Origin of the sequence: Ensifer sp. 22460 (assembly GCF_052044935.1) — a bacterium.
Taxonomy (GTDB): domain Bacteria; phylum Pseudomonadota; class Alphaproteobacteria; order Rhizobiales; family Rhizobiaceae; genus Ensifer.
In genome coordinates this window covers 111,123-130,673 of record NZ_JBQENZ010000005.1, presented here as the reverse complement: position 1 = coordinate 130,673, position 19,551 = coordinate 111,123, and the positions used below count along the sequence as shown (strand labels likewise).

Annotated in this window: 16 protein-coding genes; 3 read left to right on the top strand and 13 right to left on the bottom strand. The window is 62.6% G+C overall.

Annotated elements, in window-relative coordinates; all coding sequences use genetic code 11:
- Positions 1-37 precede the first annotated feature (37 nt).
- Positions 38-2,425, top strand: a complete 2,388-nt coding sequence (locus tag ACTJKM_RS08080) for a 1-deoxy-D-xylulose-5-phosphate synthase N-terminal domain-containing protein (RefSeq protein ID WP_058330032.1) — start codon at positions 38-40, stop codon at positions 2,423-2,425.
- 197 nt (positions 2,426-2,622) lie between these two features.
- Positions 2,623-3,339, top strand: coding sequence for an alpha/beta fold hydrolase (locus ACTJKM_RS08075; protein ID WP_440635976.1), 717 nt, complete (start codon positions 2,623-2,625; stop codon positions 3,337-3,339).
- Between the two features lie 18 nt (positions 3,340-3,357).
- Here ACTJKM_RS08075 and ACTJKM_RS08070 read toward each other — a convergent pair whose 3' ends face one another.
- The 10 genes from ACTJKM_RS08070 to ACTJKM_RS08025 form a co-directional block, all read right to left on the bottom strand.
- Positions 3,358-4,203: a sugar phosphate isomerase/epimerase family protein gene (locus ACTJKM_RS08070; RefSeq protein WP_058330034.1), complete on the bottom strand. Its 846-nt coding sequence runs from the start codon at positions 4,201-4,203 to the stop codon at positions 3,358-3,360.
- Entirely contained in the window at positions 4,200-5,510 is a 1,311-nt protein-coding gene (locus ACTJKM_RS08065; protein WP_058330035.1) for a DUF6005 family protein, read from the bottom strand. Before ACTJKM_RS08065 ends, ACTJKM_RS08070 begins: the two co-directional genes overlap by 4 nt.
- Positions 5,507-6,787 carry an AMP-binding protein gene (locus ACTJKM_RS08060; protein ID WP_113512107.1) on the bottom strand — a complete coding sequence of 427 codons (1,281 nt, stop codon included), beginning with the start codon at positions 6,785-6,787 and terminating at the stop codon, positions 5,507-5,509. The genes ACTJKM_RS08065 and ACTJKM_RS08060 overlap by 4 nt, the downstream gene beginning before the upstream one ends.
- Entirely contained in the window at positions 6,784-8,520 is a 1,737-nt protein-coding gene (locus tag ACTJKM_RS08055) for an IucA/IucC family protein (protein WP_058330037.1), read from the bottom strand. Before ACTJKM_RS08055 ends, ACTJKM_RS08060 begins: the two co-directional genes overlap by 4 nt.
- Entirely contained in the window at positions 8,504-10,288 is a 1,785-nt protein-coding gene (locus tag ACTJKM_RS08050; RefSeq protein WP_440660173.1) for an IucA/IucC family protein, read from the bottom strand. The genes ACTJKM_RS08055 and ACTJKM_RS08050 overlap by 17 nt, the downstream gene beginning before the upstream one ends.
- A 103-nt stretch (positions 10,289-10,391) precedes the next feature.
- Positions 10,392-10,682 carry a DUF2218 domain-containing protein gene (locus ACTJKM_RS08045; protein ID WP_058330038.1) on the bottom strand — a complete coding sequence of 97 codons (291 nt, stop codon included), beginning with the start codon at positions 10,680-10,682 and terminating at the stop codon, positions 10,392-10,394.
- A gap of 114 nt (positions 10,683-10,796) precedes the next feature.
- Positions 10,797-13,106, bottom strand: a complete 2,310-nt coding sequence (locus tag ACTJKM_RS08040; RefSeq protein WP_058330039.1) for a TonB-dependent receptor — start codon at positions 13,104-13,106, stop codon at positions 10,797-10,799.
- A 119-nt stretch (positions 13,107-13,225) separates the two neighbouring features.
- Positions 13,226-14,227, bottom strand: coding sequence for a FecR family protein (locus ACTJKM_RS08035; protein ID WP_058330040.1), 1,002 nt, complete (start codon positions 14,225-14,227; stop codon positions 13,226-13,228).
- Positions 14,228-14,433: 206 nt separating this feature from the next.
- On the bottom strand, positions 14,434-14,937 hold the full coding sequence (locus tag ACTJKM_RS08030) for an RNA polymerase sigma factor (RefSeq protein WP_058330143.1): 504 nt from the start codon (positions 14,935-14,937) through the stop codon (positions 14,434-14,436).
- Positions 14,938-15,335: 398 nt separating this feature from the next.
- Positions 15,336-16,253 (bottom strand): LysR family transcriptional regulator, encoded by a 918-nt coding sequence (locus tag ACTJKM_RS08025; protein ID WP_058330041.1) that lies wholly within the window; start codon positions 16,251-16,253, stop codon positions 15,336-15,338.
- A gap of 96 nt (positions 16,254-16,349) precedes the next feature.
- Here ACTJKM_RS08025 and ACTJKM_RS08020 point away from each other — a divergent pair, with 96 nt between their 5' ends.
- On the top strand, positions 16,350-17,765 hold the full coding sequence (locus tag ACTJKM_RS08020; RefSeq protein WP_440660170.1) for an aldehyde dehydrogenase family protein: 1,416 nt from the start codon (positions 16,350-16,352) through the stop codon (positions 17,763-17,765).
- 17 nt (positions 17,766-17,782) lie between these two features.
- Here the strand turns inward: ACTJKM_RS08020 and ACTJKM_RS08015 are convergent, their stop codons facing one another.
- From ACTJKM_RS08015 to ACTJKM_RS08005, 3 genes are all read right to left on the bottom strand, one after another.
- A complete protein-coding gene (locus ACTJKM_RS08015; protein WP_440660168.1) occupies positions 17,783-18,625 on the bottom strand; it encodes a GGDEF domain-containing protein in 843 nt (280 codons plus the stop codon).
- Positions 18,511-18,969 (bottom strand): hypothetical protein, encoded by a 459-nt coding sequence (locus tag ACTJKM_RS08010; RefSeq protein WP_440660167.1) that lies wholly within the window; start codon positions 18,967-18,969, stop codon positions 18,511-18,513. Before ACTJKM_RS08010 ends, ACTJKM_RS08015 begins: the two co-directional genes overlap by 115 nt.
- 67 nt (positions 18,970-19,036) lie before the next feature.
- On the bottom strand, positions 19,037-19,501 hold the full coding sequence (locus tag ACTJKM_RS08005) for a winged helix-turn-helix transcriptional regulator (RefSeq protein ID WP_058322093.1): 465 nt from the start codon (positions 19,499-19,501) through the stop codon (positions 19,037-19,039).
- Between the last annotated feature and the right edge of the window lie 50 nt (positions 19,502-19,551).

Genomic DNA, 19,551 nt, shown 5'->3' with positions numbered 1-19,551 from the left:
CCGTCACCTTTTCGTCTCTCTCCATCGGAACACGGCGATGACCGACACCAGCCATCTCAAGACGATCGAAAAGCGCCTGCTCTGGCTCTCCCACTGGATGATCCATCACGCTAACCATATCCGTCCGAAGGTCGACGGCATCAAGACCGGAGGACACCAGGCAAGCTCCGCGTCGGTCGTCTCGATCATGACCGCGCTCTATTTCTCGGCGCTCCGGCCGGAAGATCGCGTCGCTGTCAAGCCGCATGCGGCCCCGGTGTTCCATGCGATGCAGTATCTGATGGGCAGGCAAATGCGCGAGAAACTCGTGAACTTCCGCGGCTATGGCGGGGCGCAGAGCTATCCGAGCCGGACGAAGGATGTCGACGACGTCGACTTCTCCACCGGCTCCGTCGGGCTCGGCGTCGGCATCACCGCGCTCGCCTCGATCGTCCAGGATTTCGTCCGCGCCAAGGAATGGGGAGAGGGCAAGCTCGGCCGCATGGTGGCGCTCGTCGGCGACGCCGAGCTTGACGAGGGCAATGTTTACGAAACGCTGCAGGAGGGCTGGAAGAACGACCTGCGCAATTGCTGGTGGATCATCGACTACAACAGGCAGTCCCTTGACGGCATCGTGCGCGAGGGCCTGTTCGAGCGGGTGGAAAAGATCTTCAGCGCTTTCGGCTGGGACGTGGTGCGGGTCAAGTATGGCGTGCTGCAACGCGCGGCCTTTGCCGAGCCCGGCGGCGAGAAGCTGCGCGACTGGATCGACCGCTGCTCCAACCAGGAATATGCGGCGCTTACCTTCATGGGCGGTGCCGTCTGGCGCAAGCGCCTCGCCGACGATCTCGGCGACCAGGGCGACGTCTCCGCGCTGATCGACCGGCGCAGCGATGCCGAGCTTTCAGCGCTGATGGAAAACCTCGGCGGCAACTGCGTCGAGACGATGGCGGAGACCTTCGCCGCCATCGACCACGACCGGCCGACCTGCTTCCTCGCCTATACGATCAAGGGCTGGAACACGCCGATCGCCGGCCACAAGGACAACCACGGCGGCCTGATGACAACGGCCCAGTTCGCCGAGTGGCAGGCACATATGGGCGTGGCGCCCGGCGAGGAGTGGGAACCCTTTGCCGGGGTGCCGGATCGCAAAGCGCTCGAAACGTTCCTCGCCTCGGTGCCCTTCTTCGCTTCAGAGACGCGTCGCCATGCCGATCACCGGCTGGAGGTGCCGCATATCGCCTTCGAGACGCAGCGCGAGATCTCGACGCAGATGGCCTTCGGCAAGATCCTCGACGATCTTGCCAAAGGCAAATCAGACCTCGCCGAGCGCATTTTGACGACATCGCCGGATGTGACCGGCACCACGAGCCTCGGCGCCTGGGTGAACCGACGCAAGCTCTTCGCGCGCCAGCCGCTGGCCGATGCCTTCATCGAACACCGCATCGCCTCGACGGCAAAATGGGAGTTCACACCGGAAGGGCAGCATGTCGAGCTCGGCATTGCCGAGATGAACCTCTTCCTGCTGCTCGGTGCCGCCGGCCTCAGCCACTCGCTGTTCGGCAAACGGCTGATCCCGATCGGCACGGTCTATGACCCGTTCGTCTGCCGCGGCCTCGATGCGCTGAACTACGCCTGCTACCAGGATGCCCGCTTCATGATCGTCGGCACGCCCTCCGGCGTGACGCTGGCTCCGGAAGGTGGCGCGCATCAGTCGATCGGCACGCCGCTGATCGGGATCAGCCAGGATGGTCTGGCGGCCTTTGAGCCCGCCTTTGCCGACGAGCTCGCGGTCATCATGGAATGGGCCTTTAACTACATGCAGCGCGACGGCGACAACGACCCGGACGAACGCACGTGGCTGCGCGACGAGACTGGCGGCTCGGTCTATCTGAGGCTCACCACCAAGCCGCTCGAACAGCCGCTGAAGCGGGTCGATGACGATTTCCGCCAGGGAGCGATCGACGGCGCCTATTGGCTGAGGAAACCCGGGCCCAACTGTGCTGTCGTCATCGCCTATCAGGGGGCGGTCGCCGACGAGGCGATTGCGGCGGCCGGCATGATCGGAGAGGTCCGCCGCGACATCGGCGTGCTCGCCGTCACTTCCGCCGACCGGCTCAATGCCGGCTGGACGGCGGCGCAGCGCGAACGTGCCCGCGGCAATCCGCAGGCGCGAAGCCATATCGAACGACTGCTCGATCCCCTGCCGGGCCATTGCGCCATCGTCACCGTCATCGACGGCCATCCGGCGACGCTTTCCTGGCTCGGTGCCGTCGGCGGCCACCGGACGATCCCGCATGGCGTCGAACATTTCGGCCAGACCGGGACGATCGGCGATCTCTACCGGCATTTCCGTCTCGACCGCAGCGCCATCGCCGCATCGGTCATGGCGCTGACCGCGGGGCGGCGGACCGCCGCCGGGCAAGAGGCACTCCTCTTTCCGTAGCGCCGGCTGAACACTAACACCTTTGAAGACGAATGGCCTCGCGTTGCCTGTCCGGCAGCGAGCGGTCGCCTGCGTCTTCCAAAAACCGAGAAGCGTCACCGTCCCGGAAAAGACGCCGTACCAGGGGAAACCGCACCCAACAGGAAAGGATTTTCGAAATGCGAACAATAAGAATTCTGGCAGCCACTCTCTTGGCAATGGTGGTTGCCCCCTTCGGGCAGGCTTTTGCCGATCCCATAAGGAACGTCGTCATCGTGCACGGAGCACTTGCCGATGGCTCTGGCTGGCGCAAGGTCTTCGACCTCTTGAGTGCCAAGGGTTTCAACGTCTCCGTCGTCCAGCCGCCGATGACCTCGCTTGGCGACGATGTCACTGCAACCAAGCGCATCCTCGACCTGCAGGCCGGTCCGTCCATTCTTGTCGGCCACAGCTATGGCGGCATGGTGGTGACCGAAGCGGGAAGCGCCGACAACGTCGCGGGCCTCGTCTATGTGGCGGCGTTCCAGCCGGATGCAGGCGAGACCCTGCTCGACCTCGCCGCCCGGACACCCGCGGCAACCAAGAGCATCGCGGCGACGAAGGACGGTTATCTCTACCTCGACCCGAGGGCTTTCGCTCAGGATTTTGCCGCCGATATCCCCGCGGACGAGGCTCGCTTCATGGCGCAATCCCAGGTCTTCCCCGCGAAGGCCGCCTTCGAGACTAAGATCACGGCACCGGCGTGGAAAAGCAAGAAGAGCTGGGCGCTGATCGCCACCGACGATCGGGCCATTCATCCCGATCTGATGCGGGAGATGGCGAAGCGCGCCGGGAGCGAACCGGTCGAAGTCAAAGCCAGCCACGCAGTCTTCATGTCCCAGCCGGCGGCTGTCGCCGCGCTGATTGAGAAGGCCGCGGTCACGCTTTCCGACTGACGCATTACCTTGGTGTCGTTAGACGTTTGCCGTTCGCAGCGGGCGCTCGCCGCCTTCGATCGCCTGGCGCAGCTGCCTGCGGTCGCGCCTTAGGGTGTCCAGGCAATCATTGCCGAACCACTCCAGCGATGCATCGGCCAGGGGATCGCCTGAAATCTCCCGGAGGAATCGATCGTAGTCGACGGTGCCCTCGAACAACGGTGTCATGCCGCGCCTGCTACCGGCGGCGGCATAGACATTGGCCGGTTCGAAGACGGACAGGTCGACCCGATCGACAATGTTCTTCAGGTGGTAGTGGCGGATATGCGGCTTCATGGCCCGGTGAACCGTGACCGGATCGTCACCACCCTCCCAAACATGCAGCGTGTCGAAATTAACAGCGAAATGGGAATGGTCGACCTCTTCGATCAATTGCATGGTCGAGGCCGCCGTGTCGGCCAGTGTCTTCGGGTGCGTCTCGGCAAGCAGGTGAATGCCGTAGCTGGCGGTAATCTCGCAGATCTCCTTCAGGCGAGCGATGGTCTGCCGCCGCTCTTCCGCCCCGACGGCCAGACTGCCGCGGCTTCCGGCGAAGGTGCGGATCTTGCGGGTGCGCCAACGGCGGGCAAGCCTGCAAAGCTCCACCGTCTTGTGCCGCAACGCTTCGGTATCGCCATCAAGCGGCAAGTAGTCGCTGATCATCGGCACGGACAGGCCGTAGCCGTCGAGCCATTCGGCGTTGCGGTCCGAGCGCGGCGCCAGGTTGCGCGCATGCGCGCCCCAGAGTTCGATGCCCTGGAAATCGTTGGCCCCGGCCCAGGTGGCGATCTCGTCGAGCGAGATGAGATGATGCCGGAAGGTGATGGTGCAGAGCGAAACTCTCATCGTGCGACCCTCTTCAATGGGGGAACTTCTGCGGGAAGGACGAGGTCGGACCAGAGATCGAAGACCTCGGCGAGCTTTGCCTTAAGCTTCGTCTCCAACCGGTCGGCTTCGTCGAGGCGCTCGAAGACTGCTCCGGCCAGGGAGCGATCCCCCGCCTGGGCCAGCTTCATGCAGGCGTAGTGCAGGGTCTTCAGCGCCTGAACCAGCGCCTCGATTTCCTCGCACCATTTCTCGAATTCCGCCGCCGGTAGCTTCAGTGCCCGCCAGTAGAAGGCAAAGCCATGCTCATAGGCATATTTGCGGATGGTGATGACGGGCAGTTCGCGCACCGCGGCGCCAAGATTCGAGAGCGTGAGCCCGTCTCGTTCGTCGAGGTGCGCGGTGACGATTTCGCGGACGGCATCGACAATCGGGTTCCGGTCACGAACGAAGCACGCTTCGAAATAGGCTTTCAGGTCTTCCGCGTACGGCGCGCGCGCTTCGGCGTTATCGAAGACATAGCCGCCGCCGACTGTCGGCTGCATGATGGCGTGAATGACCTTTTCCTTGGCGATCTCGCCTTCCCAACGATAGTCGGGGTCGTGCACGAACCAGGTCTCGGGATCGGCGGTTTCCTGCAGCATGAGGTAGTGCGGGAAGGGGTTCTGATTGAACTTGTTCTCGCGCTCCGGCAGGTGGAACATGTCGAGCATGACCATGACCGAGCCGGTTTCGCTACGCTGCTTGAGAAGACCGAGCAGGACTGCGAGGTTGTCGAGCTTGGTGCGCTCCGGATCGTACCATTCGACGACGGAGACGCCGTAGAGCCGTTCGAACCAGCCGCGGAAGAATTCCTGGGTGATATCGGGTGCATGGTAGAGAAGCGCGAAACTGTCACTGACCGCGAACTTCGCGTCCCAGACGCCGAAATAGAACGGCCGCTGGTCCAGCCCGTTTCGCTTCAATCCATCGGAAACGCAGCTGACGAAGCAATGGACCTTGATGTCGTAGTAGGCCTCGCCATGAACACCCTCGTCGGTCGTCCCGCCCGTGAGCGGAAAGGCCGGAACGACGGTACCCGTTGTCTTCGGCAAATAGAGAGCGACGAAATCGGCGACCGTCTCGATCTCCTGTTTCGCGATCGCCTCCTCTGGCACCGATAGCCCGTATTCAAGTTCGAGATTGAGGAAGATCTCGAGGATCAGCACGGAATCGAGATAGAGGTCTTCGTTGAGGCGGGCATCCGGGCCGAACCCCTCCATATGCCCATGTGCCATCTTTTCGGTGAGGACAGTCTCGATCGCCGCCAGGATTTCGTTCTCGCTCATGATGCAGCTCCCGCCATTGGCCTGTTGAACTCCCCTGCCAGATGGCGCGCCGCGACATCGCGACGGCTGATCTTGCCGTTCGCCTGACGCGGAACCGCATCGACCTGCAGGATCTCCATCGGCAACTGATGCCCGGCGAGATGGCGGCTGCACCATTCGCGTACCGCCTGCGGCGCTACCGGCACCTCGGCGCTGAAGAGCAGCGCGACGCGCTCCCCGGCAAAACGGTCGCTCTTGCGGAAGGCGACCGCATCGGTGATCGCGGGCATGGCCATGACGGCATCCTCCACGTCCTTCGGGTAGACGTTGAGGCCGGAGACATTGATCATGTCGTCCAAACGCGAGACGAAGACCAACATGCCGTCGGCGCGGCGATAGCCGAGATCGCGCGTGTGGATTGGCGCGCCATCGCCATTCCTGACGACAATCTCTCCGGAGTCTTCGACACTTCTGCCCGTTTCCGCGAAAAGATGCGGTAGCACGAAGCCCATGTCGCCAGCGGCAGCGACATCCGGATTGATGGCGATGCAACCGGATTCGGAGCAGCCATATTGCTGGAACATGAACCGGCTCTTGGCGCGAATATCGGCAAACCATGGATCGGGGAGCAGGGTGCCGGACGTCATCGTCGCGTGGATCTGTTCGCCCTGGGGCAGAAGCCGCGCAAGCGTGTGCAGGATCGCCGGCGACGAATAGAGCAACGGCCGCTCCGTTTCGCGCAGCACCTTCAGCAGATATTTCGGGTTCCCGGTGTTGACGATCACGGGCGTCTGGCCGCGCTTCAGTGCCACCAGAATGCCGCAGATCAGCCCGTAGGAATGGGTGGTCGGGCAGGCGATGACCGGCGTCATATCCTCCGGCTCGCCGAACGTGCGAACATAGCTTTCGATTTCGGCGTCGATTTCCGCCCAGCTTCGCGCCACGCATTTCGGCGCGCCTGTCGTCCCGGAACTCATCTGCAACAGCGTGCCCTGCGGCGACCCCAGCTCGGGCTTATCGAGAACTTCGGCCGTCAGGCTGTTATAGAACAGCCGGTCGCAACCGGCGCCGATTGCGAGCTTGCGTGCGGCCGCATAGGGCGTACCGGGATGGATCGGCAGCACGCTCGCACCCGCCTTGCGGATGGCGAAAAACAGCGCCAGCCAGTCGACAGTTTCCGGAAAGCAGACGGCGTAGCGGCCGTTGTCACGGTCAGAAAGGCCGATCTCGGCGGCCAATCGTGCCGATGTTTCGCTGAAATAGGACTCGTCGTAGAGCCTGTCATCGATGCGGATCATGACTTTCTCCTTCGTTGAAGCGCTTTCGCGGCCAAGCTGTTCGGCACCGTGTGGTGGTATTCCGGCTTGAGCGCGAGGAGCTTCCTCGTCATCAGGGATTCGGTGAGAATGCGGGATTGGCCACAGCCGAGCTGGCTCAGCCGCTCGGTCGCCCCTTGCTCGCTCTCATAGGACGCAAGCACGGTTTGGACCCGCTGCCAGAAAAGCGTTTCCGGCAGATCGTAGCAGTGGTCGAGAAGATGGGAGATCTCGCTGAGATTGTAGACGAACAGCGTGTCCATCACCAATTCGCGCAGCGAATCCAGATTGTCCGTCCAGTAGAACTGGTCCGGCTCGGCATCACGGTAGACTGGGTTCAGTGCCAGGAAGTCCGGCGCCTTTTCCGGCTCGCGCAAAAAGCCCGGCGAGAACTCGATGCTCTCGTGGAAATCGCGCAGGATGAGCCTGACCGGCCAGCCGTCGCGATGAACGAGCAGCATATTCTGCCCGTGCGCCTCGACCGCCAGGCCATGGTGGACGAGCAGATGCCAGACCGGGAGGACGGCGATCTCGATCAACCGGTTGATCCACGGCATGAGGCCGAAGCGGCGGATCCAGTCGTCGGCGAACGGGCGTCCGTCCGCCTCGATCATCATCAGGGCATTGAAGGGAATGGCAGCCTCGCCCGTTGCAAGGGTGGCTTCAGCGCTCTCGCGCCAGATCGCCGCCACTTGGCCCGCCAAAGGTCCGTCGCGATCGGTGATAATCCCGGCATATTCCTGCAGGATCGTGAGCGGATAGCGTTCGCCGAAGGCCGGATCGTTCCCGACGATCCCGGCAATCCAGCGCGAGATCACCGGCGCCGTGCAGACCGAATGCGGCTCAAGCGTCCGCCGCGACGAGGTGTTGACGATGTTGAGCGGCAGCTTGACGCTCGCCGCAAGAGGCCTGTCCTGGTTCAGCAGCGAGCGCACCGACTGCGTTGCCGTGTAGCGGTCGCCTGCCGGCCCCAGGCAATGAACGTCCCCCGATGCGATCCAACCGGCAAGCTCAGTTTCGCGCAGTTCGCGCCACTGCCAGGGGTGCAGCGGGACAAGTCCGAAATCTTCCGGCGAGACGCCGCGTTGCTGCTGCTTCGCGAGCAGCTCGACCCACACCTCATGTCCGAGTTCCGCGCGCCAGAATGCATCCTCGTCGCCGGGCATTGCCTGGTGAAGATGTTTGCGCGCCACCAGCAGCCAGACGAGCTGGAATGCCCGGCCCGTTTCCGGTCCGTAGGCCGCATGGTCGGCGAAGGAAAAGCCGGTGCGCGCCTTGTAGCAGGGATGGTACGGATGCCCTTCATCAAGTGCGCCTTCCAGTTCGGCGAAGGACATCGTGCGCCGCAACCGCGCAGGGAGGTGCCGTTCGTTCCACTGGCAGAAGGCGATCGTCTGGGTGAGCTCGTCGAGCAGCTTTCCGCGCGTCGGGCCGCTGCCCGGCAAGGCGGCAACCAGTTGCGCCAGCGGCGGCGCGACCCAGCTGTCCGTGTCCTCGCGCATCTCCACCGAACCCGGCATCAAGCGAAGCCGTCCAAAGGGGCCAATGGCGCCGCGGCACCGGAAATCCCGGCCGCCGAGCGACCAAGAAAAATCGACCGCATCCCCGTGGGCGTGCTCACTGGCATCGACGATGTCTTCGTATAGGAGGGCGGCGGCGAGCTGGCGAAGCACCCGCTCCTCCGGCCGTCCCTTGAGATCAAGAGGCAATGGCATGATCGGTCCTCGGCGCTGTCAGGACGGCCGGCGCCCGCAACGGGTTTGACACGGGGCGGTACAGCGTCGGCGCATGATTGGATTGCAGCTCGTCCACGTCATAGAGGCGCGTCGTCAGATTGGCCTTGGAGGCGATCGTCGGCAGGTCGAGGACATGACGCGCGAATTCGCGTCCGGCTCCGGTCATGCGGGCGGCATAACCTTCGAGATGCAGGCGCAGTTCGCGCAAGAGCAGGCTCTCGTCACAGACGCCGTCATGGCCCATGCGACTGACGACTGAGAAGACCTGATTGACGATCAGGTAGTAGGCGAAGCGGTCGCGGATTTCGCTGTCGGCAAAATAGAGTGAGGGGATCGTTTGCGTCTCGGGAACATGGCTGACGATCAGGCCGCGATAACGTTCGGAGAGGTAGAAGCCCTGGTTGTCCCGGTAGTAGCTGACGGATGGATAGCCGCTAGCGATGTCCAGCAGACTGTTCTGCTGGTGCGCCTCAAGGGCGATGCCATAATCGTCATAGAGGCGGATCAAAGGCTCGACGGCGCAATCGAGATAACGTCGGAACCACAGCAGGGCCGCGCCCGGCAGGCTTTCACCCGTGCGCGCGGCGAGGGCTCGGACGAGGCGCTCCAGGCGGGAACCCTGGCCCGGAAGTGGATCGGCCGTCAGGGCGGCAACCGTCACAACGCCCCTGCCCTTCGCGCCCGAAAACGGGTTCTCCCGCAGGATCACTTCGAAGCCGCTTTCGCTCCGGCCAGGCAGGTCGAGCGTGATATAGGCGGGGTCCTGGATGATCCGGAAATTTCGGGACCGCGCAGCAAAGCCGATGCGATCGATCAGCTTCGCCATGGCGACGCCCGCCTCGAGCTCCTGACGTCGGTTCAGACGCACGGAATTGGTGATGCGGACGGGCAGGGAGAACTTGAGCATCCAGTCGGCATCGGCGTCATAGACCGTGCGCACTGATGAGGTCGCCGTAAAGGCACGGCCGGCGGGCCCCAGGTGGCGCAACTGCCCCTTCTCGAGCATTGACCGAATGTCGAGATCAAGCAGCAGCGCTTCCGCCTGGAGCGGATGCATCGGCAGCAGGCATTCATCGCTGCCGAGCGTGACGCCATCCGCATTCGGTCCCAACAGCGAACGGACAATCTCATGGGCCGCCGTCGAACGGGCGGACGCGTGCCGCACACCCTCCGCCTTGGCGGCAAAATAGTGCAACTTGAACGTACCGCGCAGTTCCGGCGCGTAAGATTCCTGCTGCCAGTAGGTCATGCCCTGCCGGCTCTTCGGCGTCGGATGCTGCCAATGACCAAAGGCGAGTGACTGTTCCGCCTCGATGAAATGGCCGCCGCTCGCCGGCTCGGGCTCCGCCTTGTCGATATAGAGTGCGGTCTGCTGATAGCTTTCGAGCACCCGCATCAGCAGTTCGAGCTCAAAGCCGCGCAAGGCATCCGCCTGGTTTTCATCGCCCTGGCGGTAGCACTCGTGGATGAGGATGTGCAGCGCCGAGATCAGTTCGATCTGGCGCCATGTCCCGTCGGAAACGCCCCTGCCCCAGACCCGGCCGAAGTGATGCGGGCCGCAGAGGGACGGCGACGTCACCTCGACGCGCAGGATCATGTGTTGCCTCGGAAGGGACCATTCCACGCAGTCGAAAGTGCCGCCGGCGGTTCGATGCATGACCCGGATACCCGGGTTCACTTCGCGCAGATAGCAGTTGGCGAAGCTTTGAAAGGTGGCGATTTCTGCGATTTGCCTAGACGATTGCATCCTGTCGATCCTCGGCACGCGACGCATAGCCGCGCAATGGCGTTGGACGTTTTCGACCAACACATTGAATTTTCTTATTGAGAGCGTTGTCAGCAAGTGGTGCTCAGCCGGCGGCCTGCCAGTGGAGCGATCCCGGCTGCTCGCGGAACGCGAAGCGCAGAAGATGGCTTTCGATGACCGATTTCGTATCGTCGAGATCGGCCTCGCCAGGCGAGCGGGCGCGGATGCTCAGGCCATCCGGTGTGGCCTGGAGATAGCCGGTCCCGCAGGAAAACCGGAGTTCGGCGCGATCGCCCGTCTGCTCGACGTCGATCTTGTGGGCGAAGTGCTTGCAGAGCTGCGTCAGGTATTTCTGGCCGTCGTCCGTTGCAAAGTGGGTGGTCGCTTCTTGCATCTGGAACTCCTGTCATCAGGCTTTTTGTTGCCCAGTCGGCCCGGGATGGCCGCCTGAGCGTCTTGGGCGACCGCCGTGGGGAGGACACGGCAGCCGCGATCGCGGACCGTCGGCCTAGAAAGTCGCTCGTGCGGTCAGAATGAAGGAACGGCCGGGCTCGTAGAGCGGCGTCACGTTCCCGAACTCCTGGCCGTAGGTCGCCCGGTCCGAATAGGTTTCGTCGAAGATGTTCTTGAGTTCGGCGCGCAGCGTCAGGTTCGGCCGTTGCGGCGGTACATATTCGACAAAGGCGTTGAAGACCTCGTAGCCCTCGAAAGGCTTGCTGCCGGCGGCGACGTCGTCGTAGTCGAGCGCAATCTCGGCGTCGGCACCGAAGGTGACGCCCCAGTCGGCCAGCGCGTGGACCGCCTGCAGCGTGATGATCTGGCCGGCGGGTGCTGCGAGATAGGTGCCGAGGTCGGAATCGGCGGGCTTACCGTCGATTTCGACGTCGATATTGGCGTACTTCACCTTGAAGTAGCCATCACCCCAATTGTAGCCGCCACCGATTTCGAAGCCGCGCGAGCGAACACCATGGGCGGCGATGCCGAGGTCTGCCCGGAAGCGCGGTGCGCGCGCATCATCGAGATCGGTCTGGAAGACACTGCCCTCGACTATGAAGCCGTTGTAGTTGGCCTCCAACCCCAAGACGTAATTGTCTGCCGTTACCGGCTTCGGACCGTTGCCATAGTCCCAGTTGGGATTGATGATGAAGTTCTCGGCAAGCGGAATGCCCGCCCAGACATGCGAATACCCGGCCTTGGCCGTCAGAAGATCCTCGATGAGATCATATTCGCCCGAGACATTGCCGCTGAAGCCCGAGTTGGTCCATTTCTCACCCGTTGTTCCGGTAAAGTGCTGGTTGTCCCCTCTTGCGCCAAAGGAAAGGCGCGTCCTCTCCCAAGGCTCAAGCCTCGCCTGCGCGTAAATGCCGACATTGCGCGCCTTCTCGGTACCGGGATCGTAGAGATCCTCAAGCTCCGCCTTGTCGCTGTAGAAGTCGATGCCGGCGATCACATTGCCGATATCGAAAGAGAACTTGTTCTCGAACTTGCCATTGAAACTATCCGACGTGCCGATGGCGTCATAGGTCTTCGGAACGCCCGGTCCCGGCTTCGGGAAGATCGGCAGATCGACCTCTGTCTTGCTGTAGGCAAGCAGGAGCTTCGGGTCCCACCACCCCTCCGGCGTGCTGTCGGTATAGGTAAAGACGGTGTTCTGCCGGTCGAGCGTATACTCGCGGATGCGCGGCTCCCACGGCTTGGGGTTCGAAATCGAACCCACATTGGCGCGGAACGGCCGTGGCGCATCGTCGTTGATACGGTCGTGGCTGATCTCGAAACGGTCGCCACTCTCGAACTCGTAGGCGAGCTTGCCAAGGCCGCTCAGCAGATTGGTGCTGGTGCCTTCAACCTCCTTACCGTTACCCGCGGTGAAATCGTTGCCATTGCCGAAGTTGAAGTAGCCGAGGAACTCAAGCCCTTCATGCATACCATAGGCGGAGAGCCCCGTGGTCACCGTGTCGCTGTTGAAATTATAGCTGGATGTAACGAAGCCACCGAAAGCGTCGGCATCCAACAGATCGCGCGGATCAATCGTTTCATAGGCGATCACACCGGCGAGCGCCCCCGGGCCGGCATCGGCCGGGGCAACGCCGGCATCGACGCTGACGGCCTTCAGGAGGCCCGGATCGATGAGGTTCGTGCCATTGTGGTGGAAGACCTTGTTGTTCTGGCGGCCGCCGTCCATGGTCACGGCAAGGCTGGTTTCCTCGATGCCGTGGACATAGACCTTCTGCGACATTGGCAAGGAGCTGCCGACGGCGATGCCCGGCTCCCCTGAAAAGACGTCGGCAATGTTGGCGGGGTTCTTCAGCTTCAGGTCCTCCGACGAGATGACGATCTCGCCGGCGCCGAGCGGTCCACTGCCAAAGGCGGAAATCGGATCAAGGACGGTGGCGCCGGAAGCATCCACGCCGTCACCGCTGCCGGCCGCCGTGGCCGAACCGATCAGCGCCGTTCCGCCCGATACCCTATAGGAGATGCCGGTGCCTGAGAGCAGCTGTGCCAGGGCCTGCTGCGGCTCCAGCGTGCCGCTGACAGCGGTCGAACGAATGCCCTCGGACGTCGCTGCAGCCAGAGTCACCTGCAGGCCGGATTGCCGCCCAAAGGCATTCAGGGCACTTGCAAGCGGTTGCGACGGAATGTTGAACGTGCGGGCCGTGCCTACACGCGATGTCGTCTCTTGGGCGGAGGCGACGGAAAGGGGCATGAAGGCAAGGGAGGAAAGCCCGACGATCGCCGTCGTTGTCAGCAGGCGCAGTCCTGCATGGCTATATCCTGCGTTGAAAGAAAGATGTCCCTTGCGGCATTTCGGCGAACTCATTTTACCCCCGTCTCGATGATCCGCGCGCTGCCTCTCGGCAGGCGCTTCGGACCAAAGACGACGGGCTCCGGATTTTTTTTCACCGGTCCGCGATTTTTTCTTGAATTTTTGAGTCCAAATTAAAATTGCGTCAGAACGCGGCCATAGGATGTCACCTCGCGCACCTTGCCACCAAACGGCTGAACCAATGCCTGAAGAGCGTGATCGGGATCCGTGAGATCATAGACGCCCGTCACCCGTCGCGCCGCGAGTTCGGATTGCGGGATGGAGATCCAGGCGGAATGGTAACGTTGCAGCCGCTCGGCGGCAGCCGCAACGGTGACGTTGTTGACGAACATCTTGCCACTGCGCCAGGCGCCGATCTCTTCGGTCGCGATCGCGCTTCGGGTGACAGCACCCGTCGCATGCGCCACCGTCGCCATTTCTCCCGGCGCGAGTTCGAAATTCTGCTTATGGTTTTCGCCGCTATACGAAACGGCCACCGTGCCGTGGGCGAGCTCGACCGTTGTCTCCGTACTCGCAAGCTGCACGTCAAAAGAGGTGCCGAGAACCGAAACCTCCACGCCGCCGGCATCGACGACGAACGGACGCGACGGGTCGCGCGCGACATCGAAATAGGCTTCGCCCTTTAGAAGCCGGACGTGCCGGGCCGCGGTGTTGATCTCGGTGGCGATGGCACTGCCGCCACCCATCTGGATGGTCGTGCCGTCCTCCAGCGTGATCGTCCTGCTCTCAGCGGTCTCGGTCGCATGATCGGCCTGCCACCACACAAGTAGCGACGGGAGCGCGACGAACAGCACCAGGCAGGCGGCAAGCGCCATCACTGCGGTGCCGGCAACTAAGGTTCTGGCCGCCCAACGCTTCGGCTGGCGGGTGGTTGCCGCCGATGAGACTAACGGCGTCGCCCCGCGCCAAAGCTGCTCATGAACCGGCGGCACTTCTCCCAGCAATTGCCAGGTCTTCAATGCCGTCTCCCAGGATCGGACATGCAGTTCCGACCTGCCCAACCAAGTGCGGAACGCGGCTTGCGTCTCCCGACAGTTCGGACGCGCCTTCAGTTCGAGGAACCAGTCCATGGCCTCTTCGAGCAACACCTCCGGTATGTGGTTGTCCTTGGTCAAAGCTCTGCCTGCTGGTTACGTGTTCGACGAGACACTACAGCGCCGCGCGTCTTATCAGACGCGCAAAGGTCGCTGTAGCACTTTGAATTGCTGCATGTTTTCATCCTTTAATCGGGTACGATTCAAGGAAACATGCACAAGCGGAATCATTCGGTCTGTCACAAAGACGAATTACTGCGGATTTTTTTTCACGCCGGCTCAAAATTCTAGGAGGCATCGCCCGCCAGAATTGTCGCCACCCGCATCATGGCGGTGCGAACATGGCGATGTACGGTTGCGACCGAGATGTTCAGGTGGGCGGCGATTTCTTCCAAGGTGTATCCACCGAAGCGGTGCATCTCAAGGGCAACACGAACGTCCGTGGGAAGATCGTCGAGGACGCCGGAAATGCGCCGGATCTCGTCGGTCACCACGGCGATGTCTTCGGGCGTCGGCATCTCGATCGGCATCGACCAGAACGGCGGCTCGTCCTGTTCCTCCCGCGCCTCTATCTTCCGGCGCTTGAGAAGATCGAGGCACAGATTGCGGACGATCCTGTAGAGATAGGCAGGCGAGAGGCCCTGGGAACCATTGTCGGTATTGGTCGGCGCGAAGCGGATGAACGCCTCCTGCACGATGTCTTCGGCAGTCTCACGCGACCCGACGATGCGCGTGGCATAGGCGACCAAAGCGGTACGCTTGGCGAAATAGACCTGATGGCGCGTTTCCATGTCGACCAAGGCGTCTGATCCGATCAAAACAACTTTGATGTGGCGTCCAGCGTCGTTCGCACTGCCTGCCGCGACGCGATCGGTGGACCGGGTGGCCAAACGAACGCGACGTCTCTTAGCACGCGTAAATAAACTTGTCTGTAATAGTCATGTTATTTTTCCAGCCAATTGCCTCGACGCCTGGCCGCCGAGCCTGAGCGTCCTTGGCCGGAGACCGTATCCCGTTGCAGAAGCGGAACTTTTCGCTCCGAGGACGATTACCCATCTGAGCGCGAACCGTGTCAACCGGACGCGGCAGGGATGGCGAACATGGCGGTTTTTCCGGTTTCTCGCCATGGCCAACGAAACGGCAGTCGAGCGCCCAACCTGTCCGGTTCGTCTCACTTTCTCATCGAGATTCAAGGCGCAACGCCCGCGCCCCCGCCCTCGACACGCAACTCTCTGACGAGCTCGATCAACGCCCGGAGTTTTGCCGGCACGTGTCGCCGGCCGGAGAAATAGAGGCACAGGCCGTCATAGGGTGGCGTCCACTCATCGAGAACCCGCACCAGCCGTCCGGCAGCGACATGCTCCTGGACGGCATAGTCGGAGAGATAGGCCAGCCCTGCGCCACACAGTACCGCCTCGAGCATCAGCCCGCTCTCGTCCAGAATGAGCCGTCCGGGCACATCGATCTCCACGCTCTCGCCATGACGCGAGAACTCCCAGTGATAAATCCGGCCGCTCGCCATGCGCGCCCGAATGCAAGTGTGATTCATGAGATCAGCCGGTCGCTGCGGCGCCGCTCTCTCCCGGAAATAATCCGGCGATCCGACGACGATCATGCGCGACTGGCGCGTGACTGGCACTGCGATCATGTCCGGCGGCACTGCGTCTGTCAGCCGGAAGCCGGCATCGAAGCCGAGGGCGACGATGTCCACCAGCGCGTTGTCGGTCGCGACCTCCACCGCCATGTCCGGAAAGCGCCGGAGATATTCCATCAGCAGCGGCTGCAGCACCATGCGTGCCGCCCCGGGCGAGGTGTTCAGCCGAAGCGTCCCGGTCGGCCGCGCCCGGGATTCCGTCACCCTTTCGACGGCACCATCGATCGCGGCGAGAGCCGGCAGAACCTCGGCCACGAAGGCCTCGCCCGCCGCGGTGAGCGCCACCGACCGGGTCGTCCGGTTGAACAGGCGGACATCCAGCCGCTCCTCCAGCGCCGACACGGCATGGCTGAGCGCGGAGGACGAAACGCCGAGTTCGCGGGCAGCGGCGCGGAAACCGCCGAGCCGCGCGATCGTCGTCACCGCCTCGAGTTCGGACAGACTGGGTCTCATTGCGCTATTTTCCTCATCAACCTGTCTATGATTGATGATCTTATCCTGGCGACCCTTCCGGCGCATATCCCCTTCATCACAACAGGAAACCGAACGATGAAGATGATCGAGCAGATCTATGTCGACGGCGCTTTCGTGACCCCTGAGGGCAGCGAGCGCTTCGAGCTTTTCAATCCCGCCACCGAAGAGAAGATCGGCGAGGTCCGCCTCGGTGATGCGGAAGACGCCCGCGCGGCGATTGCAGCCGCCAAGCGCGCCTTCCCGGCCATGCGGCGCACGACACCGGCCGAGCGCATCGCCATGCTGCAAGCGCTGCGCGACGCGGTCGCAGCGCACGCCGATGCCTTGCATGAGGCCATGGCGACCGAGTACGGCGCACCGCAGTCCTTCCTCGCTTTCTCGGTGCCGCATGCTTCGCACGTTTTCGAGGTCGCCGCGAAGACCGTGGCTGGCTATACCTTTACCCGGCAGATCGGCAACGCCGCGGTCGTCATGGAACCGGTTGGGGTTGCCGCCGCCATCACCCCCTGGAACAGCAACATCGGCTTCATCTGCACCAAGCTCGCCACCGCAATCGCGGCCGGCACGACGATCGTGATCAAGCCGTCGGAAATGAGCGCCATCCAGACCCAGACTCTGCTGGAAGCGCTGCACGAAGCCGGTCTGCCCCGTGGCGTGCTCAACCTCGTCAACGGCTATGGTCATGTCGTCGGCGCGGAGCTCAGCCAGAACCCTGGTATCGCCAAGATCACTTTTACCGGCTCGACCACCACCGGAAAGACGATCCTTCGAACCGCTGCGGAAAGCTTCAAGCGCGTGACCTTGGAGCTCGGCGGCAAGGGGCCGCAGATCCTGCTCGACGATGCCGATCTCGATCACGCCATTCCGCACGTGCTTGCTTCCGCCTTCCGCAACAGCGGCCAGGCCTGCATTGCCGGCACCCGGCTTCTGGTGTCGGAGCGGAGGCTAGCGGAAGTGACCTCGCGTCTGGCCACCGCCGTCTCAGCATTGAAGATCGGCCCTTCGAGCGATCCGACCTCTGATATCGGCCCGATGGTCAGCGCCAGACAATGGCAGCGCGTCCAGTCCTATATTCGTCTCGGTCAGGAGGAAGGAGCAAAACTGCTGGCAGGCGGCGAAGGTCGCCCGGATGGGCTCGATCGTGGCTGGTTCGTCCGCCCCACCGTTTTCACCGATGTCACCAACGACATGCGGATCGCGCGGGAAGAAATCTTCGGCCCCGTCCTCAGCGTTCTTTCCTATCGCAACGAAGACGAGGCTGTCGCCATCGCCAACGACACGGACTATGGCCTGCAATCGTACGTTCTCGGCACCGATGTGGAACGCATGCGCCGCGTGGCCGGCCAACTCGAGGCCGGACGCGTGGTCCTCAACGAGGCGCCGGCAGATGCACAGGCTCCCTTCGGCGGCTTCAAGCATTCCGGCATCGGTCGTGAATTCGGGCCCTTCGGCCTCGAAGCCTTTCTCGAGCCGAAGGCGATCATTGGCTGAGCGATAATCCCCGTGTTTCAGGCGACCTGCGCGCCGACCTTGGGCGCGCTAGCCAACGCGACGGTATTGCGGCCCATGTGCTTCGCCTCGTAGAGAGCCGCGTCTGCGTTTTGCAGCAGCTTTTCAAGCGTCGTCTCAGTCGCAAGCGCCGAAGCGACGCCCAGGCTTGCCGTCACGCACCCATTGCCAAGTCCGCGATGTGCAATGCCGAGCCGTTCGATCGCCGTGCGGATACGCTCGGCCATCGCCAACGCCTGCAGCGGCTCCCGATCCGCCACGAGCACCAGCATCTCCTCACCGCCGAAGCGGAAGACGAAGGAGGCCTCATCCACCGTGTCGCGCATGCATTGCGAGACGGCGCGGATGCAGGCGTCGCCCTCGATATGGCCGTGAACGTCGTTGAACCGCTTGAAGTGGTCGATATCCAGCAGGATCGCCGAAACCGGCGCCAGGCGAGGCGCGTCGTTCCACAGCATCTCGCCAACCCGCGCCAGCGAGCGACGGTTCAACAGTCCCGTCAGTTCATCCCGTTCGGCATTACGCTCAAGCTGGCGGTAGAGAAGGCTGCCTCTTAGCTGGTTGAGGAAATTCTGCCTGTCCTTTTGCTCCAGAAAATAGGCGCTGACCGCCAGGAAGATCGACAGTGTCAGATAGAAGGTGATGATGCCGGAATAGGTGACATCGTCGAAGGCGCCGGTCAGGTGCGTGGTGGTGAAATGGGAAGCGCACATCAGCGCGAGCCCGATCACGACGGCAAAGAAACGCGGCCGCAGCGCGATGACGAAGAACAAAAAGGCGGCGGAATTGCCGTTCTGATAGACGAAGAGGTAGGAACTGGTGCTTTGCGTGGCAGCGGCCATCGGCAAGGTGACGCCCAGCACCGCGATCGCCACCGCCAGGACGTCGTAGAGAAGCGCATCCGGCCAGCGGCGCACGGCCAGGATACAGCCGATGACGAAAGAGGCGTGAACACCAGGAAACGGGCGACGAGCAGCTCGCTGAACACGTCGGGCAGCATTGTACGATCGCCGAAATAGACCAGATCGTAGATGAAAACGCCGATCACGCCCCAGATCACCGCGAGCCGCACACGCTCGGCCGCATATTCCTTGCGAAACAGCGCCTCGATCTCCGGCGAGAACAGCAGATAACGAAAGCCGCGCGCGATCTGGTTCTCTACCTGGTCTAGCGTGACAACGCCCATTACCAATTTCCCCGGCTGCGGAAGGACTCCAGCAAGCTAGCAGAGAAAACTGAATATTCGTCTAAAGCTAGATCGGTTCGCCGCTGTCTTCGGGCACCTTGATCAGGACCGTCTCGTCGGCCTCGATCGGCCTGCCATCCTGTGTGCGGATGTCGAGCTTCACAGGCAGTCCTGTTTCTTTTTCGACCAGCAGGGAATGCTCCTCGCCGGGCTGAAAGAGGTGCCTTTCGCCGAACTGGCGCAAGGCGACCATCACAGGAAAGAGGTCCCGGCCCATCGCCGTCAATTGATACTCGACCCGCGCTTTCGCCTCGCCGACGGGAACCGTCTCCAGAATGCCGCGGTCCACGAGCGTGCGCAGGCGCTCCGTCAGGATGTTCTTGGCAATGCCGAGGCTTTTCTGAAAATCACTAAAGCGTCTCAATCCGTCGAACGCATCGCGCACGATCAGCAGCGACCACCAGTCGCCGATCGCGTCCAGAGATCGCGCGCTGGGGCAGTAGTCTCCCTTGAGGCTTCTGCGCGCCACCATGCGAACTCTCCTCTCTCGCGCCCACGAGATTTTGGTTGCATTATGAAACC

Excerpts from the sequence above, each read along its gene's own strand:
- ACTJKM_RS08020 (WP_440660170.1), top strand. The coding sequence starts at position 16,350 with ATGAAGATGATCGAGCAGATCTATGTCGACGGCGCTTTCGTGACCCCT.
- ACTJKM_RS08010 (WP_440660167.1), bottom strand. The coding sequence starts at position 18,969 with ATGGGCGTTGTCACGCTAGACCAGGTAGAGAACCAGATCGCGCGCGGC.
- ACTJKM_RS08025 (WP_058330041.1), bottom strand. The coding sequence starts at position 16,253 with ATGAGACCCAGTCTGTCCGAACTCGAGGCGGTGACGACGATCGCGCGG.
- ACTJKM_RS08060 (WP_113512107.1), bottom strand. The coding sequence starts at position 6,787 with ATGATCCGCATCGATGACAGGCTCTACGACGAGTCCTATTTCAGCGAA.
- ACTJKM_RS08005 (WP_058322093.1), bottom strand. The coding sequence starts at position 19,501 with ATGGTGGCGCGCAGAAGCCTCAAGGGAGACTACTGCCCCAGCGCGCGA.
- ACTJKM_RS08055 (WP_058330037.1), bottom strand. The coding sequence starts at position 8,520 with ATGCCATTGCCTCTTGATCTCAAGGGACGGCCGGAGGAGCGGGTGCTT.
- ACTJKM_RS08015 (WP_440660168.1), bottom strand. The coding sequence starts at position 18,625 with ATGGCCGCTGCCACGCAAAGCACCAGTTCCTACCTCTTCGTCTATCAG.
- ACTJKM_RS08070 (WP_058330034.1), bottom strand. The coding sequence starts at position 4,203 with ATGAGAGTTTCGCTCTGCACCATCACCTTCCGGCATCATCTCATCTCG.
- ACTJKM_RS08080 (WP_058330032.1), top strand. The coding sequence starts at position 38 with ATGACCGACACCAGCCATCTCAAGACGATCGAAAAGCGCCTGCTCTGG.
- ACTJKM_RS08050 (WP_440660173.1), bottom strand. The coding sequence starts at position 10,288 with ATGCAATCGTCTAGGCAAATCGCAGAAATCGCCACCTTTCAAAGCTTC.
- ACTJKM_RS08040 (WP_058330039.1), bottom strand. The coding sequence starts at position 13,106 with ATGAGTTCGCCGAAATGCCGCAAGGGACATCTTTCTTTCAACGCAGGA.
- ACTJKM_RS08075 (WP_440635976.1), top strand. The coding sequence starts at position 2,623 with ATGGTGGTTGCCCCCTTCGGGCAGGCTTTTGCCGATCCCATAAGGAAC.
- ACTJKM_RS08030 (WP_058330143.1), bottom strand. The coding sequence starts at position 14,937 with ATGGAAACGCGCCATCAGGTCTATTTCGCCAAGCGTACCGCTTTGGTC.
- ACTJKM_RS08065 (WP_058330035.1), bottom strand. The coding sequence starts at position 5,510 with ATGAGCGAGAACGAAATCCTGGCGGCGATCGAGACTGTCCTCACCGAA.
- ACTJKM_RS08045 (WP_058330038.1), bottom strand. The coding sequence starts at position 10,682 with ATGCAAGAAGCGACCACCCACTTTGCAACGGACGACGGCCAGAAATAC.